General features: G+C 63.7%; 13 protein-coding genes and 2 pseudogenes. 7 read left to right on the forward strand and 8 right to left on the reverse strand.

The features are described from left to right. The first annotated feature begins 9 nt into the window (after nt 1–9). Nucleotides 10–1986, forward strand: a complete 1977-nt coding sequence (locus E5E96_RS11805) for a methyl-accepting chemotaxis protein (RefSeq protein WP_171282208.1) — start codon at nt 10–12, stop codon at nt 1984–1986. Nucleotides 1987–2094: 108 nt separating this feature from the next. On the opposite strand, the pseudogene E5E96_RS11810 reads toward E5E96_RS11805, so the two are convergent. The 6 genes and pseudogenes from E5E96_RS11810 to metN form a co-directional block, all read right to left on the reverse strand. Further along, nucleotides 2095–2166 (reverse strand): annotated as a pseudogene (locus tag E5E96_RS11810) (transcription/translation regulatory transformer protein RfaH); the annotation flags it as partial. Nucleotides 2167–2306: 140 nt separating this feature from the next. Then, nucleotides 2307–2378, reverse strand: a pseudogene (locus tag E5E96_RS22515) (transcription/translation regulatory transformer protein RfaH); the annotation flags it as partial. Nucleotides 2379–2518: 140 nt separating this feature from the next. Then, nucleotides 2519–3019, reverse strand: coding sequence for a transcription/translation regulatory transformer protein RfaH (gene rfaH / locus E5E96_RS11815; protein WP_016349600.1), 501 nt, complete (start codon nt 3017–3019; stop codon nt 2519–2521). A gap of 96 nt (nt 3020–3115) precedes the next feature. Next, nucleotides 3116–3916, reverse strand: a complete 801-nt coding sequence (metQ, locus tag E5E96_RS11820; RefSeq protein WP_011704853.1) for a methionine ABC transporter substrate-binding lipoprotein MetQ — start codon at nt 3914–3916, stop codon at nt 3116–3118. A gap of 25 nt (nt 3917–3941) precedes the next feature. Then, the gene (locus E5E96_RS11825) at nt 3942–4595 is read right to left on the reverse strand and encodes a methionine ABC transporter permease (protein ID WP_011704854.1); all 654 of its coding nucleotides are present in this window, start codon (nt 4593–4595) and stop codon (nt 3942–3944) included. Next, nucleotides 4576–5619 carry a methionine ABC transporter ATP-binding protein MetN gene (gene metN / locus E5E96_RS11830; protein ID WP_171282209.1) on the reverse strand — a complete coding sequence of 348 codons (1044 nt, stop codon included), beginning with the start codon at nt 5617–5619 and terminating at the stop codon, nt 4576–4578. The genes E5E96_RS11825 and metN overlap by 20 nt, the downstream gene beginning before the upstream one ends. Nucleotides 5620–6090: 471 nt before the next feature. Here metN and E5E96_RS11835 point away from each other — a divergent pair, with 471 nt between their 5' ends. Beyond that, complete coding sequence (locus E5E96_RS11835) at nt 6091–6546, forward strand: hypothetical protein (RefSeq protein ID WP_171282210.1); 456 nt, start codon at nt 6091–6093, stop codon at nt 6544–6546. A gap of 110 nt (nt 6547–6656) precedes the next feature. Here E5E96_RS11835 and ppgK read toward each other — a convergent pair whose 3' ends face one another. Beyond that, nucleotides 6657–7415 carry a polyphosphate--glucose phosphotransferase gene (gene ppgK, locus E5E96_RS11840; RefSeq protein ID WP_011704857.1) on the reverse strand — a complete coding sequence of 253 codons (759 nt, stop codon included), beginning with the start codon at nt 7413–7415 and terminating at the stop codon, nt 6657–6659. An 83-nt stretch (nt 7416–7498) separates the two neighbouring features. Beyond that, on the reverse strand, nt 7499–8626 hold the full coding sequence (queG, locus tag E5E96_RS11845) for a tRNA epoxyqueuosine(34) reductase QueG (protein WP_171282211.1): 1128 nt from the start codon (nt 8624–8626) through the stop codon (nt 7499–7501). Nucleotides 8627–8800: 174 nt separating this feature from the next. Between queG and E5E96_RS11850 the strand changes: the two genes are divergently transcribed. The 5 genes from E5E96_RS11850 (at nt 8801) to miaA (ending at nt 15336) form a co-directional block, all read left to right on the forward strand. Next, complete coding sequence (locus E5E96_RS11850) at nt 8801–10312, forward strand: NAD(P)H-hydrate dehydratase (RefSeq protein ID WP_171282212.1); 1512 nt, start codon at nt 8801–8803, stop codon at nt 10310–10312. An 8-nt stretch (nt 10313–10320) separates the two neighbouring features. Beyond that, nucleotides 10321–10794 (forward strand): tRNA (adenosine(37)-N6)-threonylcarbamoyltransferase complex ATPase subunit type 1 TsaE, encoded by a 474-nt coding sequence (gene tsaE / locus E5E96_RS11855; RefSeq protein WP_011704860.1) that lies wholly within the window; start codon nt 10321–10323, stop codon nt 10792–10794. Beyond that, a complete protein-coding gene (locus tag E5E96_RS11860) occupies nt 10785–12350 on the forward strand; it encodes an N-acetylmuramoyl-L-alanine amidase (RefSeq protein WP_171282213.1) in 1566 nt (521 codons plus the stop codon). Before tsaE ends, E5E96_RS11860 begins: the two co-directional genes overlap by 10 nt. Before the next feature lie 107 nt (nt 12351–12457). Next, entirely contained in the window at nt 12458–14326 is a 1869-nt protein-coding gene (mutL, locus tag E5E96_RS11865; RefSeq protein ID WP_171282214.1) for a DNA mismatch repair endonuclease MutL, read from the forward strand. Between the two features lie 92 nt (nt 14327–14418). After that, entirely contained in the window at nt 14419–15336 is a 918-nt protein-coding gene (miaA, locus tag E5E96_RS11870; protein WP_171283230.1) for a tRNA (adenosine(37)-N6)-dimethylallyltransferase MiaA, read from the forward strand. Nucleotides 15337–15372 lie beyond the last annotated feature (36 nt).

Genomic DNA, 15372 nt, shown 5'->3' on the forward strand with positions numbered 1-15372 from the left:
AGGATGTTCATGAAAATTTCAAGCAAGTTGCTGCTCAGCTTCTGTTTTATCAATCTGCTGGTGATCCTCTCTTCCTGCCTTGTCTACCACCAGCTCGGTCGCATCGGACAGGCCGGCAGCGCCCTGCTGGAGCAGGCTCTGCCCGCCCTGCAACGGGATGAAGCCAGCCAGAAGGCGCTGGTGGCGACCATCTCTTCCCTGCGGGCCTATCTCATCCTGGGCAAGGATCCGGCGCAGGCCGCCCGTCTCAAACAGGAGTGGGAGGGGGCCTGGCAGGTGATCGAGCATCAGCAGTTCACCGCCGAGCTGACCCGCTCGCTCAAGGTCTTCAAGACCAGCCAGCAGAAGGTGTGGGACATCGCCCATACCGACGAGAACCTGCCCGCCCATACCCTGATGCTGCAGGAGGCGGGGCCGCTGGCGGAGTCGGCCCTCGATCAGTTGCAGTCCTTTGCCAACGAAGAGGTGGCCACCCCGCAGGATCAGCTGCCCGGCGATCGCCGCCTGCTGCTCAAGCAGGTGGGGGATGCTTACAACGGTCTCTCCAATGCGCTCTCCGCCCTGCGCGACTTCCTCATCTCCGGGGATCCGGACTATCGCACCAAATACCAGGATTATTACCAGTTCCACCAGCAGCGGGTGGCCGAGCTGAAGCAGCAGGAGGCCAACTTTACCGAGGCGCAGAAGGGGATCTGGTCGCTGTTCGAGGAGATGTCGGCCCCCTTCGCCGAGCTGGTGGGGCAGGTGATCAACAAGCGGCAGGCACCCGACTGGGATCAGGCCAACCATCTGATGGCGACCGAGATTGAACCGGCTCTCGGTCAGCTGGCGACCCAGCTGGCCGGCCAGGTGATCCAGACCCGCGCCGAGGTGGAAAGCATGGGCCAGAAGATGACCAGCGCCGGTCAGACCATCAATCGTACCCTGCTGCTGGCCACCCTGACGGTGATCGTGCTGGGCACCCTGGTGGCGCTGCTGTTCAGTCGCCGCCTGACCCGGGACATCGCCAGCCTGGTGCTGCGGGCCGATCTGGTGGCCAACGGCCGGCTGCCGGCCCGCCCTCTGCCGGTACAGAGCCAGGATGAGCTGGGCGGGCTGACGGGCTCCATCAACCAGATGTCCGGCCAGTTGCGCCAGCTGGTGGGGGAGATCCAGGGGGCGGTGGGGCAGGTGGACGGGGCCTGCGGCGAGGTGGGCAGCACCACCCGCGCCATCGTCACCGATCTGGCCAGCCAGAATCAGCGGGTCGATACGGTGGCGGCGGCCATCGAGCAGATGTCGGTCAGTACCCGGGATGTGGCGGGCAATATCGCCGAAGCGGCGCGAGCCGCTCAGCAGGCGGAGCAGCAGACTCGCCAAGGCGGCCACGAGCTGGCCCGCATGACCGCCACCATGCAGCAGATCGCCGCCATGATTGCCGAGGCGAACGAGGCGATGGGCCAGCTCAGCAGCCAGAGCGAGCAGGTGGGACGCGTCACCGAGGTGATCGCCACCATCGCCGAGCAGACCAATCTGCTGGCGCTCAATGCCGCCATCGAGGCGGCGCGGGCCGGCGAGCAGGGGCGCGGGTTTGCCGTGGTGGCCGACGAGGTGCGGCTGTTGGCGAGCCGGACCAGTCAGTCCACCGAGGAGATCAGCCAGACCATCGCCAGCATCCAGCAGCAGACGCGCCAGACCGTCAACACGGTGGGCAGCGGCACCCGCTTGGTGGAAGAGGGGCGCGGGGCCGTCGACTCGGTGACCGGTACCCTCAATGCCATGCTGCAGCTGGTACAGGATCTGTCGGGCCAGCTGGGGGCCATCGCCACCGCGACCGAGCAGCAGTCACGGGTGGCCCAGGAGGTGGCGGGAACGGTGGAGGAGATCGCCGGCCTCAGCCGACAGTCGAGCCAGCGTAGCCAGCAGGGGGAGGAGATAGTGGCCCGGCTGGCGCAGGATACCGGCCGCTTGACGGCGGTGATCAGCCGCTTCGAGCTGGATGCCTGAGGCGGACAAGGCGTATGAAAACGGGGCAGGCCGCTGGGCCTGCCCCGTTTTTTTAGCCTCGCTGGCGCAAGAGAGGGTTGCTCTGGGCTGCCGTGGTTTATGACCGGGTCAGTCCAGCCGACGGAAGGACTGATTGTCGAAGCTGCTGCTGGTCTCCTGGTTGAGCAGGCTCACCAGCAGGAATCAGGTGCTTCTCGCCATGGGGGCCTGAATGTCAGTCCAGCCGGCGGAAGGACTGGTTATCGAAACTGCTGCTGGTCTCCTGGTTGAGTAGGCTCACCAGCAGGAATCAGGTGCTTCTCGCCATGGGGGCCTGAATGTCAGTCCAGCCGGCGGAAGGACTGATTGTCGAAGCTGCTGCTGGTCTCCTGGTTGAGTAGGCTCACCAGCAGGAATCAGGTGCTTCTCGCCATGGGGGCCTGAATGTCAGTCCAGCCGGCGGAAGGACTGGTTATCGAAGCTGCTGCTGGTCTCCTGGTTGAGCAGGCTCACCAGCAGGAATCAGGTGCTTCTCGCCATGGGGGCCTGAATGTCAGTCCAGCCGGCGGAAGGACTGGTTGTCGAAGCTGCTGCTGGTCTCCTGATTGAGCAGGCTCACCAGCAGGATCGCCCGCTTGTCGCCGTCCGGCTCCAGATAGATGGCCTCGAAGCCGGCCAGCGGACCGGATTCTATCAGCACCTTGTCGCCCTGGGTCGGCAGGCTGGCGTAGCTGGCGCGGGCCTCGTCGCTGTCGTCCCGACTCATCAGCTGATAGACCAGCTGGCTGCTGATGGAGGTCCACTCTCGACCGAAGTGGATGATGCGGCTGATGCCGCGGGTCGACTTCAGGGTGACCGGGGTGACCTCTTCCAGATCCACATAGATGAACAGGTAGTTGGGGAACATGGGCTCCCGCACCGGGACACGCTTGCCCCGCCGCAGTTTTTCAATTTCCACCATGGGGTAATAGGACTCGATCCCCTGGGCTTCGAGATGGGCGCGGGCGCGGGCCTCTTCTTTTGGCTTGCAGTAGGCCAGATACCATTTTTTCATGTGCTGAATATGTTCGTGTTGCCGTGCTCGCCGATATGATAACGGCAGCAAAAAAAAAGGCCACGCATTGCGTGGCCTTTTTTGCCGAGTGAGTGATTACCAACCTTTCACCAGGCCGCCCTTGAACAGTTCCAGCCCTTTCTTGTAGACGTCGTCGGTCTGGAAAGCCTGTACGAACTGTTTGACCTTCTCGTCGTCCTTGTTGTTGTCGCGGGCGACGATCAGGTTGACGTAGGGGGATTCTTTATCCTCAACAAACAGACCGTTCTCGGTCGGGGTCAGCCCGATCTGACCGGCGAAGGTGTTGTTGATGATGGCCAAGTCCACGTCTTCCAGCGAGCGCGGCAGCTGGGCAGCTTCCAGCTCGACGATCTTGAAGTTGCGAGGGTTGCTGGCGATGTCCAGCACGGTCGCTTCCAGACCGGCACCCTCTTTGAGCTTCAGCAGACCTTGTTTCTCCAGCAGGATCAGGGAACGGCCCAGGTTGGTCGGATCGTTCGGCACCGCGATCTGGGCGCCATCTTTCAGCTCGCTCAGCGCCTTGATCTTCTTGGAGTAACCAGCGATCGGGTAGACGAAGGTGTTGCCGACCGGCACCAGCTTGAAGCCGCGATCACGGATCTGGGCATCCAGATAGGGCTTGTGCTGGAAGGCGTTGACGTCGATGCTGCCATCGTTCAGCGCCACGTTCGGGGTGACGTAGTCGGAGAAGTTGACCACCTCGACGGTCAGACCGTATTTCTCCTTGGCCACTTTGGCGGCCACTTCAACCAGTTCGGTTTCGGGGCCGGCGATGGCGCCTACTTTCAGGGTCTTGTTCTCTTCTTTTTGACCGCAACCGGCCAGTACCAGAGTGGCCAGCAGGGCTGCCGCAACGGATTTGATGCCAAATTTCATAAAACCTCCTGTCAGAAATCGACGATTAACGATGATCACATTTGTTGACCAGGCGCTCACCCGCGCTCTGGATGAGTTGAACCAGTACGACCAGAATAACCACGGTCACCAGCATGACGGTCGGGTCGAAGCGCTGATAGCCGTAACGAATACCCACATCGCCCAGACCACCGCCCCCGATGGCACCGGCCATGGCGGAGTAGTTCACCAGCGTGACGAGGGTGATGGTGACGCTGTTGAGGATGCCGGGCAGGGCCTCGGGCAGCAGCACCTTGGTGATGATTTGCAGGGGCTTGGCGCCCATGGCCTTGGCCGCCTCCAGCAGGCCGTCCGGCACCTCCATCAGGGCCCCTTCCACCAGACGGGCGATGAAGGGAATGCAACCGACGGTCAGCGGCACGATGGCGGCGATGGTGCCGATGCTGGTGCCGACGATCAGCCGGGTCAGCGGGATGATGGCGACCAGCAGGATGATGAAGGGCACCGAGCGACCCACGTTGACCACCATGCCCAGGGTGCGGTTGAGCAGCGGGTTGGCCAGGATCTGGCCAGCCTTGGTCACGTGCAGCGCCACACCGAGCGGCAGACCGAGCAGGCAGCCGAACAGGGCGGAGGCAAACACCATGATGAGGGTGTCACCCAGGGCCGTGAACAGCAGATTAATCATGGCTTCGGACATAACCCATTACCTCCAGCTGAATATGGTTGTCGATGAGGAACTGCTGGGTCGCCTCGCACTGGGCTTCATCCCCGAACAGCTCTGCCAACAGGAAGCCGAACTTGACGCCCCCGGCGTATTCGATGTCGGCGCTCAGGATGCTGATGTCGATGTTGAAACGGCGGCTCGCCTCGGAGATGAGCGGCGTGTCGACCGTGCTGCCGGTAAAGCCGAGCTTCACCAGCGGATAGCTGCCGGGGACCCGTTCCGCACTCATCCGATCCTGATACTCCTGGGGCACTTCCAGGTGGATGGTGGAGTGGATGAAGTCCCGCGCCAGCTGGGTCTTGGCATTGCTGAAGAACCAAGCCACTTCACCCTGTTCGATCAGCCGGCCGTCGCTGATGATGGCCACTTCGTCACAGATCCCCTTCACCACGTCCATCTCATGGGTGATGAGCAGGATGGTGAGCCCCAGCTTGACGTTGATCTCCTTGAGCAGGGTCAGGATCGAGCGGGTGGTCTGCGGGTCGAGGGCCGAGGTAGCCTCGTCGCACAGCAGTACCTTGGGGGCCGGCGCCAGCGCCCGGGCGATGGCGACCCGCTGTTTCTGGCCACCGGAGAGCTCGGACGGATAGGCGTGGGCGCGGGCTTCCAGCCCGACCAGCGCCAGCAGCTCTTCGACCCGTTGCCGGATCCTCTCTTTGCTCCAGCCCGCCAGTTCCAGCGGGAAGGCGATGTTGGCGGAGACGGTGCGGGAGGCGAGCAGGTTGAAGTGCTGGAAAATCATCCCGATCTGGCGGCGAGCCTGGGTCAGATCCCGTTCGCTCAAGGCGACCAGATCCTGGCCGTCGACGATGACCTGACCTTCCGTCGGGCGCTCCAGCAGGTTGACGCAGCGGATGAGGGTGCTCTTGCCGGCACCGGAGGCGCCGATCACCCCGAAAATTTTGCCTTGTGGCACATGCAGGCTCACGTCACGCAGGGCGTGCACGGCATCACTGCCTTTACCGTAGACTTTGTTGAGACCGATCAACTTAATCATGGATTCTTCCGTGCTAACAGCCTTAAAGCACAGGGCGCTACAGGCGGGTGAATTGGGCAGAGGTTCCACTGGGTTGCTCTGCCATCATGGAGGATGATGCTAAGATGTCTGGATGGCCGTGTCAACGCGTGTTTATACATCTAGACGTCTAAAAAAGTGCTAAGGATTCCCGCCCGCCGACTAACGCCGACGGTGATCTCGCTCACATCAATATTGTATTTGGTGGGATGGCATGATTGCCGAATATCACATGGTAAATATCCGCTTACAACCTCCTTTATTAGCCGCCAACCGGATTCACCTGCTCATCCTTTTATTGCCTCCGGGTTGGCACAAATCATTCCACTTTGTATCGATCGCTGCTTTCTTGGCCACTGGCTTGATGCAGCACAACAAGGGCCGCGCTTTGGCTTGGATTGCAATTGTCTGTTTTTTATACTTAAAGGGCACGATATACAGGAGGGCAACCTGATGCGATTTCAACAAATCAAAGACTTGCTGCTCTATCTGGAGCAGGTGCATCACCAGCTTGGGCTCGGTTACGGGCGCCTCATGGCACAGGTGGATGGCGAGCGCAGCCGGCTGCTGCTGGCCTATCTGCAGCAGCGTGAGGAGGCGGCAAAGAGCCAGCTGGATGACTACCTGAATGAACTTGGCGAAGGGGTGAAGGAGACCTGGCTGGAGCGAGGCTTCAGCGAGGATCTGCTGCCCGGGATCCGGCGCCTGAGCCTACCCGCCACGGCCCAGACCCAGGACATAGTGCAGCTGGTGTGCCGCCAGGATGAGAAGCTCATCGGCGAGCTCAGCCATCTGGCCCGGGAGTGTCCGACCGAAGAGACGGTACGGCTGCTCGGCGGCCTGGCCGAGCAGGAGCAGACCCGCCTGACCCGCTTGGTGCACGGCGCCCATCGGCTCGACGACCTATAGGAAATAGCCGGTCGGGCGACATGTCCCCGGGCGACATGTAGGGTGAAAAATGGGCGGTGAAAACAAGAGGCCCGGCAATGCCGGGCCTCTGCTGTTTGTTCACGACGGCATCATGCCGACTGGCGGGCCGCGGTCAGCTCGGCAGCGTGCAGAGCGGCACCTATGATGCCGGCCTGATTGAGGTTGGCGGCCGCCACCAGCGGGGCCCGGGTCTCAATCTTGTCGATGAACTTGTCGAGCTTGGCGGCGCTGCCGCCGCCCAGGATGAAGAGGTCGGGGGAGAACAGAAATTCGAGGCGGGCCAGGTACTTGTTGAAACGCTTGCCCCAGCGGCCCCAGGAGAGATCCTCGCGTTTGCGCACCGCATCCGAGCAGTAGTGCTCCGCCACCATGCCTTCCAGCATCAGATGACCCAGCTCGGTGTTGGGCAGCAGCTGACCGTTGACGAACACGGCGGTGCCGATGCCGGTGCCGACCGTGACGAGGATGATGACCCCCTTGCTGCGATCCTTGCCGGTCCCGAAGCGCATCTCGGCCAGGCCGGCCGCATCGGCGTCGTTGAGCACGTGGCAGGGTTGGCCGGTCACGTCGGCGAACAGGTGGGCGACGTCGGTCTCAATCCAGCTCTTGTCGATGTTGGCCGCACTCTTGGCGATGCCGTTGTGGATGGTGGCGGGAAAGCCGCAGCCCACCGGGCCTTTCCAGTCGAAGTGTTCCACCAGCGCCTTGAGGGTATGCGCCACGGCAGCCGGGGTGGCCGGCTGCGGCGTCACCAGCCGGTGACGTTCGCCAATCAGCTCGCCCGTTGCGGTGTCGACCAGGCATCCCTTGATCCCCGAGCCACCGATATCCACTCCCAACATCTGCATCAGCTTGTTCCTTTTATAGTGCCGACGATCGACCGTCGGCAGAGCATGAAAAAATGGCTTCGATCCGGCAAGGGGCAGATCGTCTATGCGTGATCCGGCAGACCTTTTTCGATGCAGCGGATCAGCAAGCGCGTCTTTTTGTTGTCATCCTGCTGGCGTTTGGCCAGGGTGGCCAGCGCCCATTCGATGTGTTCGGCCACCATGGGTTCGGCTGCTGCCAGCGCCTGCTGCAGGGCCGTCATGACCTGCGGGCTGGCCGGGCCGTTGCCAAGGGCCACCGCCAGGTTGCGGCGCCAGCGCTGATAGCCGATGCGGCGGATGGGGCTGCCTTCGGTGTGCTTGAGGAACTCGCTCTCGCTCCAGCCCCACAAGGTCAACAGCGGCGGGCGATGCAGATTGGGGCGCGGGCTGAAGTCGGGCTCCGGGCTGGCATCGGCATAGCGGTTCCAGGGGCAGATGAGCTGGCAGTCGTCACAACCATAGATGCGATTGCCCATCAGCGGCCGGAACTCTTCGGGGATGGGGCCGTCGTTCTCGATGGTGAGATAGGAGATGCAGCGACGGCCGTCCACCACGTAGGGGGCGATGATGGCGCCGGTGGGGCAGATATTGATGCAGGCCACGCACTTGCCGCACTGCTCTTTCTCCACCGGGGCATCCAGCGGCAGCGGCAGGCTGAGCAGCAGCTCCCCCAGAAAGAAGAAGGAGCCCGCCGACTCGTTGAGCAGCAGCGAGTGCTTGCCCACCCAGCCGAGGCCGGCCTTGGCCGCCAGCGGCCGCTCCAGAATGGGGGCCGAGTCGACAAAGGGGCGCCAGCCCAGCGCCTCGCAGCGCTGCTCGATGCGCTCCCCCAGCTGCTTGAGCCGGTTGCGCAGCAGCTTGTGGTAGTCGCGCCCGAGGGCATAGCGGCTGATGTAGCCGAGGGTGGGGTCGCGCAGGGTGGCGGCAAAGCCCGCCTCGAACGGCAGATAGTTCATCCGTACCGACAGCACCCGCAAGGTGCCCAGCAGCAGCTCGTGAGGGCGGGCTCGCATCATGCCGTGGCGCGCCATGTAATCCATGCTGCCGTGATGGCCCGCATCGAGCCAGGCCTGCAGCCTGGGCTCCTCGAGGGTGAGATCCGTGTCGGTGATACCGGCCTGGTCGAATCCTAGCTCGCTCGCCCAGAGCTTGATATCTTGGGCCAGTTGATGGAGTTCGGTGGTGGTCATGGGGCCGTCTGCCTGCCCGGGTGCTGACCGGGATGGAGGTGTACTGTCATGCTGTATCGCATCTCTGGGGTCTTGTTGCCAAGGTTGACCGACGGGCATGGCGGTTGCCGTCATACTGCATCATGTGCCCGGTGCCAGCTGGCCCGGATGAATGGATGAGAGTCAGGAGCCGTCATGGTACAGATCATCGGGGATGCTATCAGCGGGAAAGAGGTGCGCAGTTTACCACAATCACTGTGGCGGGCTGAACAGATCCGTGCCCTGGAGCGGGAGTGGGCCGAGCGCGAGGGGCTGGCACTCTATACCCTGATGGAGCGGGCCGGGGCGGCACTGCGCACCTACGCCACCCACCACTGGCCGCACAGCCGATGCTGGTGGATCTTCACCGGCCCCGGCAACAACGGTGGCGACGGCTATGTATTGGCCCGCCTTGCGAGGCAGTTGGGGCTGGAGCCCCAGGTGATAGCACTGAGGGATCCCGCCGAGCTGACGGGGGACGCCAGGCGGGCCGCCGACGAGTGGCTGGCGACGGGGGGCGCAGTGGTGTCGGCCGAAGCGGGCGAGCTCGACCGGCTGCCGGCGCCGGACCTGGTAATCGACGCACTGCTCGGCACCGGTGTCCATACCCGGCTGTCACCGCTTATGACAAAGATCGTCGCAACAATCAATGGCTTGCAGGTGCCTGTGCTATCGGTGGATCTCCCCTCCGGCCTCAATGCCGACACCGGCTGCGCCATGGGGGCCGTGGTGCACGCCAGCCGCACCCTCACCTTCATCGGTATCAAGCAGGGCATGCTCACCGCCGACGGGGTGGATTGCGTCGGTCGGCTCGACTGCGACCCCCTCGGCGTCAGCGTCCCGCCCGGGTGGCAGGCGGCCGCCGAGCGCATCGATTATCCCTCCCTGCACCCCCGCCTGACCCCGCGCCAGCGCTCGTCCCACAAGGGCTCCCACGGCAAGGTGCTGCTGGTGGGGGGCAATGCGGGGATGCAGGGGGCCATCGTGCTGGCCGCTCGCGCCTGCCTGCGGGCCGGTGCCGGTCTGGTGCGGGTGTGCCAGCATCCTGACCAGCTGCCCGCCAGCCTCTACCAGGCCGAATTGATGGGCAGTCAGGGCGGAGGTGAGGAGCGCTGGGCCTCGGTGCGGGTGGTGGGACCTGGCCTGGGTCAGGATGAGTGGGGTCGGCGCCATTATGAGTCTTTTGTTAACGAGCAGGTGCCGCTGGTATTGGATGCCGATGGATTGAATTGGCTGGCGCAATGTCCCCGTCATCAGGATAATTGGGTGCTCACGCCCCATCCGGGCGAGGCAGCCCGCCTGCTGGGCTGCACCATTGCCGAGATTACCGCGGATCGTTTTGCCGCGGTGCAGCGTCTGCAGCAGCGTTTCGGCGGTGTGGTGCTGCTCAAGGGGGCGGGGACGCTGATCCACGACGGCAAGGGGATGGCGCTCTGCAACGAGGGCAATCCCGGCATGGCCAGTGGCGGCATGGGCGACCTGTTATCTGGTATAATCGCCGCCCTTTTGGCCCAGGGCTGGTCTGCCGCCGAGGCAACCCGACTGGGCGCCGTGATCCACGGGGAAGCGGCCGATCTGGCCGCTGCAGACGGAGAGCGGGGCATGCTGGCATCGGACCTGCTGCCCTTTATCCGTCGACTGGTAAATCCCGACACCATAACAAGCTAAAGAAGAACATGGCAAAACAGTTGATGATGACACTGCCGGACGAGGCAGCAACAGTGGCACTGGGTGGCCGACTAGCCCACGCCTGCCAGCAGGCAACCACGGTGTTCTTGCACGGCTCTCTCGGGGCCGGCAAAACCACCCTGACCCGGGGCTGGGTACAGGGGTTGGGGCATGAGGGCAAGGTCAAGAGCCCGACCTATACCCTGGTCGAGCCCTATGAGCTGGCCGACTGGCAGCTCTACCACTTCGATCTCTATCGATTGGCCGACCCGGAGGAGCTGGAGTTCATGGGGATCCGTGACTACTTCGGCGCCAATACCCTCTGTCTGGTGGAGTGGCCGGAGAAAGGGGAAGGCTGGCTGCCTGCTCCCGATCTCGACATTACCCTGAGTTATGCAAACGAGCAGCGCGAGGTCCTGATAGAGGCCCGCACCGCTATTGGCGAAGCCATTCTGGAACGGTTGTCATCTACGTGCGCTTGATCCTTGTTATTGCCCTTTCCCTGCTGGCCTTACCCTCCTGGGCGAATCAGCTCAAGAGCGTGCGGGTGTGGCCGTCGCCGGACAACACCCGGGTGGTGCTCGACATGAGCAGTGCCCCCAATTACAACTATTTCACCCTGACCGGCCCCGACCGGCTGGTGATCGACCTGAAAGGGGCGAGCAACGTCACCAATCTGGCCCGCATCGAGAACAAGAGCGAGCTGGTGCGCAAGATCCGCGAGAGCTCGCCGCTGGAGAAGGGCGGTCTGCGGCTGGTGCTGGATCTCAGCTCCACCATCAAGCCGGTGGTGTTCCCGCTGGCGCCGGCGGGACCCTACGGCCACCGCTTGGTGATCGACCTGCCGTACGAAGAGAAGGCCTCCGCCGCGGTGCAAGCCACGCCGGTGGGGGGCAAGGGCAAGGGAGTGGTGATTGCCATCGACCCGGGCCACGGCGGTGAAGACCCGGGCTCCATCGGCCCGCGTCGCACCTACGAGAAGCGGGTGACCCTGGCGGTCTCCCAGAAGCTGGCCGCCCTCATCGACCGCGAGCCCGGCATGCGTGCCGTGCTGACCCGGCGCGGCGACTATTTCGTCGATCTGAACAAGCGCTCCGAGATTGCCCGCAAGGCCAAGGCCGACCTGCTGGTGTCGGTGCATGCCGACAGCTTCCACAACTCGACCCCGCGCGGTGCCTCCGTCTGGGTACTGTCGACCAACCGCGCCAACCGCGAGATGGGCAGCTGGCTGGAGAAACAGGAGAAGCAGGGCGAGCTGCTGGGGGGCGTCGGTAAGGTGTTGGCCGAATCAGACCCGAACCCCTATCTGGCGCAGACCTTCCTCGACCTCTCCATGGACAAGTCCCGCGCCGAGGGCTATGACGTCAGCCGCCAGATCCTGCGCTCGCTGGGCCGGGTTGCCAGGTTGCACAAGAAGGCACCGGAGCACGCCAGTCTGGCGGTGCTGAAGGCGCCGGATATCCCCTCCGTGCTGGTGGAGACGGGCTTTATCTCCAACCATGCCGAAGAGCAGTTGCTGGCCACCGCCAGCTATCAGGATCAGCTGGCCCGCGCCATCTTTGAGGGGATCCGCAACTATTACCGGGCCCATCCAACCAAGGGAGCCATGCTCACCGGCAAGGGGCAGGCTAGTAACAAGCAGGCAGTGGTCAGCCGACCCGCCCCCGCCAGCAAGCCGGTCGCCGTCAGCAAGCCGGCGGCGCAACCGGTACAGCAGGTGGTGACCAACCGGATGCCGGCCACCGAGCCGAATCGCAGCAGCGATGGCGGGGCACCGGTCAGCAGCGTTGGCGGACCCTCGTCCGGCGCTGGCGTGATCAAGCCCTACGTGGTGGCGGCCAAGGAGCCGAGTGCACCTGTCGCCAGCGTGCAGACCAACGACAAGGCCAACATGCTCCGTCATGTGGTCACCCGCGGGCAGAGCCTCTCCCGGCTCGCCGAGAAATACGGGGTCAGCCAGGCGCGGCTGGTGGAGATCAACAAGCTCAAGTCGCGGGACATCCAGATAGGGCAGGTGCTCTATATTCCGCAAAAATAGCGCTGGATGAGGCGCCGGACCCGTCCCTGCCGGTGGCAGGGACGGGTCCGGCGAGCCGTCATCGACCCCCGCCGATTACCCGCGCCTTTAACCATCAGGAGTAAGCGATGCCAATTCGTATATTGCCGCCGATTCTGGCCAACCAGATTGCTGCCGGTGAGGTGGTGGAGCGGCCCTCCTCCGTGGTCAAGGAGCTGGTGGAAAACAGCCTGGACGCGGGCGCCGACCGGGTCGAGATCGACATCGACAAGGGCGGTGCCAAGCTCATTCGCATTCGTGACAATGGCGGTGGTGTCGCCAAGGATGAGCTGGTGCTGGCACTGTCGCGTCACGCCACCTCCAAGGTTGCGACCCTCGACGATCTGGAAGGGATCAACAGCCTGGGCTTTCGCGGCGAGGCGCTCGCCTCCATCAGTTCGGTCTCCCGGCTCACCTTCACCTCCCGCACGGCGGAGCAGTCCGAAGCTTGGCAGGCGCAGGCCGAAGGGCGCGAGATGAGCGTCACCGTCAAGCCGGCGGCCCACCCGGTGGGCACCACGGTAGAGGTGGTGGACCTCTTCTTCAATACTCCGGCGCGGCGCAAGTTCATGCGCAGCGAAAAGACCGAGTTCGCCCACATCGACGAGCTGGTGCGCCGCATCGCGCTCTCCCGTTTCGACGTCACCCTGATCCTGCGCCACAACGGCAAGGTGGTGCGCCAGTACAAGGCCGCCAACACGGTGGCGGAGCAGGAGCGCCGACTCGCTGCGGTGTGCGGCTCTCCCTTCATGCACCACGCGCTGGCGGTGGAGAGCGAGCACAGCGACGTGCGGCTGTGGGGCTGGCTGGCGACCCCCGAGGGCGCCAGGCCGCAGAACGATCTGCAATACACCTATGTCAATGGCCGCATGATGCGCGACAAGCTGATCAACCATGCCATTCGCCAGGCTTATGACGAGCTGCTGCCGGCCGACCGGTTCGCGGCCTACGTGCTCTACATCGAGCTGGATCCCCGTCAGGTGGATGTCAACGTCCATCCGGCCAAGCACGAGGTGCGCTTTCATCAGGCCCGCCTCATTCACGACTTCATCTTCCAGGCGCTGTTTACTGCCCTGCGCCAGCAAGGAGCGGCCAGCGATGAGCCCCTGGCCGAGACCCTGGTCGAGCTGCCGGTCAGTGCCCCCATCGAGTATCCGGGTCAGGCCCCCAGAGCCGAGTGGTATGGCGCCGAGCACAACTACCGGGCGCCGGCCCGGGAAGTGCGGGAAGGCAGTAGTACCGGGCGGGCCGGCAACTACCAGCCGCCTGAGCCCCCCAGTCGGGAGGCGATGCGCGGCATGGGATCGCTGCTCACCACCCTGCCGGCGGTGCAGGGCACGCCGCTGGCAGAGGCTGAAACCGCGCCTGTTGCCGCTGCCGTGCCTGCCAAAGCGGGGGCGTGGCGGGCATTGACCCTGGTGGAACAGGCCTATCTGCTGCTGGAGCGAGACAACCGGCTGGCCCTGCTGTCGCTGGTGCGGGCCGAGCGCTTGCTGCTGCGCCACTGGCTGCTGGAGACCTGGGGTCAGGGGCTGGCGGCCCAGCCGCTGCTGTTGCCGGTCTCCTTCAAGCTGCCGAAAAACCTGGTCGCGCTGGTCGAGCAGCAGGATCGTTTGCTCAAACGGATGGGGCTGGAGTTGAAAAGCGGCGGGCGCGACACCATGATCCTGACTCGGGTGCCGGCGTTGCTGCGCCAGACCGATCTGGTGCGCTTATTACCCGAATTGTTGCAACTGATCGAGAGCGGATCTGACAGTGATGCCGGCCAGCAGGCTGAAGTACTATGCCAATGGCTGGTGGAGCAGGGGATAAGTCGCGAAAAAGTATACGATTTTGCCACGGCCAACCGCCTGCTGACGGAACTTGTTGCCGATTTCAGTGACCAACTGGCAGACGTTCGCATGGTGCGCCCGCTGGCGCTGGCGAGCGTGCTGGCCGAGTTCGCCGATGGCCATTGAGGGGAATGCCCCTCTTGAATCCATAAACCAGTTTTTTGCAGGTGCGCCGCACGGCTGGCGACCATGCAAGGGGAGTTTTTCACGTGGCTGACTTGCCGACTGCAATTTTTCTGATGGGGCCGACGGCCTCCGGCAAGACGGATCTCGCCATCGAACTGTGCCAGGCGCTGCCCTGCGACATCATCAGCGTGGATTCCGCGCTTATCTATCGCGGCATGGATATCGGCACCGCCAAACCGAGTGCCGCCGAGCTGGCGTTGGCGCCGCACCGGCTGATCGACATCCTGGACCCCGCCATGAGCTATTCGGCGGCCGATTTTTGCAAGGATGCGCTGCGGGAGATGAAAGAGATTGCCGAGCGCGGCCGCATTCCGCTGCTGGTGGGTGGCACCATGCTCTATTTCAAGGTGCTGCTGGAAGGGCTCTCTCCGTTGCCCTCCGCCGACCCCGTCATTCGGGCCGGCATCGAGGAGGAGGCCGCCCGTCTGGGCTGGCAGGCTCTGCACGATGAACTGGTGCGCATCGACCCGGTGGCCGGTGCCCGCATCCATCCCAATGACCCGCAGCGGCTCAGCCGGGCGCTCGAGGTCTACCGCATCAGCGGCAAGACGCTCACCGAGCTGACTCAGGTGCAGGGGGAGGGGCTGCCCTATCGGGTGTTGCAGTTTGCCATCGCACCAAGCGATCGCGCCGTGCTGCACCAGCGCATCGAGCTGCGCTTTGACAAGATGCTGCAGGGCGGCTTTGAACAGGAAGTCAGGGCGCTCTACCAACGGGGCGATCTCACCCCGGATCTTCCCTCCATCCGCTGCGTGGGATACCGCCAAATGTGGGACTACCTGGCGGGGGAAGTGGAGTATGATGAGATGCGCTATCGCGGAATTGTTGCCACCCGCCAATTGGCCAAGCGCCAAATGACCTGGTTGCGCGGTTGGTCTGATGTGACCTGGTTGGAATCTGGTGAGTCTGGCAATCTGGCAAGGGTCGTCGCCCGTGCCGGAGTGGCTTGACACTCCTGTATAATCAGGTTGTTATATTGATATCCG

This window comes from Aeromonas sp. 1805 (assembly GCF_013085525.1).
Lineage (GTDB): Bacteria > Pseudomonadota > Gammaproteobacteria > Enterobacterales > Aeromonadaceae > Aeromonas > Aeromonas hydrophila.